We start from the raw sequence: 1,993 nt of genomic DNA on the forward strand, positions 1-1,993 counted from the left end.
AAACTAGCCAAGCCCAACCGAGCACCTCACGTCTCATTTGATTTGACACGCTCCGGGCCGCCGGCTCGTGGAGGAGAGCGGTGGTGATTGTCTGGCGGACGCCCGGGGCTGCCTCGCCCAGCGCATTTCTTGAGCTATCACTCGGCGGGCGGCGCAGGAACGAAGGATCCTTTCGATGGACCGCTGAGGTAGGTACATGCCTGCATGAACGAATGTATAGTCACGTAACCGCATGCCCGTCCAACCGGAAACCGCGCAGATTGCTGCGACGCCGATTCAGGAGATGTCATGTCAGTCGAGGTCCCTACCCGTCATCCAGAGCCGCGACGAGTCCTACTGGACTATCCCCACCGTCAGGCAGGGCATTGTGGTTCCGGAGCGCTGAGAGACCTCCTGGAGTGGGCCGGTCTGGGCTGGGACGAGGTGCCGAGCGAAGGTCTGGTCTTCGGAATGGGCGGTGGTCTCGGCTTCACCTACCTGCGGGCACCGGGTCTCGCCCCTCCCATCTACTTCGTCGGGCGTAGCAGCGACCTCGAGGTCGACCTTCTCGCCAGGCTGGGTGCAGAGGTCGACGTTCGGGGAACCGACGATCCCGAGACCGGCTGGGGCTGGGTCCGCCGCGAACTCCAGCAAGGCCGTCCCGTGCTGATGTGGGCCGACATTTCTGAGCTGCCCTACCTCAATGTCCGCCTTCAGATGAGTCGGCACGACATCGTCGTGATCGGTTACGAAGACGACACCGAGACGGCTTTCGTGGTGGACAACGACCGAGCCGAGATGCAGAAAGTCCCCTACGAGGCTCTTGCGCGGGCGCGCGCGTCCCGATCGTTCCCCGTGCCCACGAGGCACACCACGTACTTCGTGAACTGGCCCCAGATCCTGCCCGATCTCCGCCAGACTGCGGCTTCGGCCCTCGTGGCCTCGGTCGAAAACATGCAGGCGGCGACAACCGCGATTATTCCGGACGCGTCGGTGCTACCGCCGGATGCCGTTGCCGCTGCCGGGATCAGTGGAGTCACGGTCTTCGCCGAGGATGTCGACCGGTGGCCGGGGCTCATGCCCGAACCGGAACTGGACATCGCGCTGCGTTCTCTCCACGCCTTTGTAGAGAAGGCAGGCACGGGCGGCGGCCTGTTCCGCCGGTTGCAGGCACAGTTCTGTGGCGACGTGGCCCGGCTAACGGAGTCCGCGGAGATGGCGAAGGCCGGAACTGCGCTCTTGCGCTGCGCGGACACGTGGTCGGCTCTGGCTGCGGCCGGCCGTAGCGACGGATCGACGCTCGATCGCTGGCGACGGGTCAATGAACTCGCCGCGACGCTTCCCCGCGACGAAGGCCATGCCATCTCTCACATGCGCAAAGCGGCGGGGGAACTGGGGATGGGTGACCCATTGTAGGCAAGTCGGCGAACGCAGCAAGCGAGCACCAGTGCCGGGTTGCAGCAGCAGATCTGCGGCCACCGCGGACGTAAAGGCGACCCGCTCTACGGGATCCGCACCATCATCCGCTGCGACCCGGCACGGCTGACCGAGCGGCAGTGGCGACGGTTCAATGACGCATTGGCCGCCGACCCCCGGCACGAGGAACTGTTCCTCGCCTGGCAGATCGCCCACGAACTCCGACAGGCCTACCACCATAAAGACCTGCCAGCCGGGCGCAGCGCTGCGGAGAAGATACTCGCGACCTTGCCGTCCTGCCCGATCCCAGAGATCGCCCGCCTCGGCCGCACTCTTCGCAAGTGGAAGGACTCCTTCCTCGCCTACTGGACCACTGACCGATCCAACAATGGTGGAACCGAAGCGATCAACGGCCTCATCGAACTCCACCGGCGCCTGGCCCGCGGCTACCGCAACCGCGACAACTACCGCCTGCGGATGCTCCTCATCGCCGGCGGGCTACGGACCTGACCCCACACTCAGATGCGAAGAGCCCCTTATCCGGCCCTTCCGGAATCAGAGTGCATTGATCCGGTCGTGAAGCTGACCGGAGTGGATC

At 65.0% G+C, this 1,993-nt stretch carries 2 protein-coding genes; both read left to right on the forward strand.

Annotated features, from left to right (window positions below; all coding sequences use genetic code 11):
- Nucleotides 1-288 precede the first annotated feature (288 nt).
- Nucleotides 289-1,395 carry a BtrH N-terminal domain-containing protein gene (locus tag IY392_RS13100; protein WP_067478094.1) on the forward strand — a complete coding sequence of 369 codons (1,107 nt, stop codon included), beginning with the start codon at nt 289-291 and terminating at the stop codon, nt 1,393-1,395.
- Between the two features lie 39 nt (nt 1,396-1,434).
- Nucleotides 1,435-1,905 carry a transposase gene (locus tag IY392_RS19245; RefSeq protein WP_228549380.1) on the forward strand — a complete coding sequence of 157 codons (471 nt, stop codon included), beginning with the start codon at nt 1,435-1,437 and terminating at the stop codon, nt 1,903-1,905.
- The last annotated feature ends 88 nt before the right edge of the window (nt 1,906-1,993 follow it).

It is taken from the genome of Dietzia sp. SYD-A1 (assembly GCF_015356725.1).
Classification (GTDB): Bacteria; Actinomycetota; Actinomycetes; order Mycobacteriales; family Mycobacteriaceae; genus Dietzia.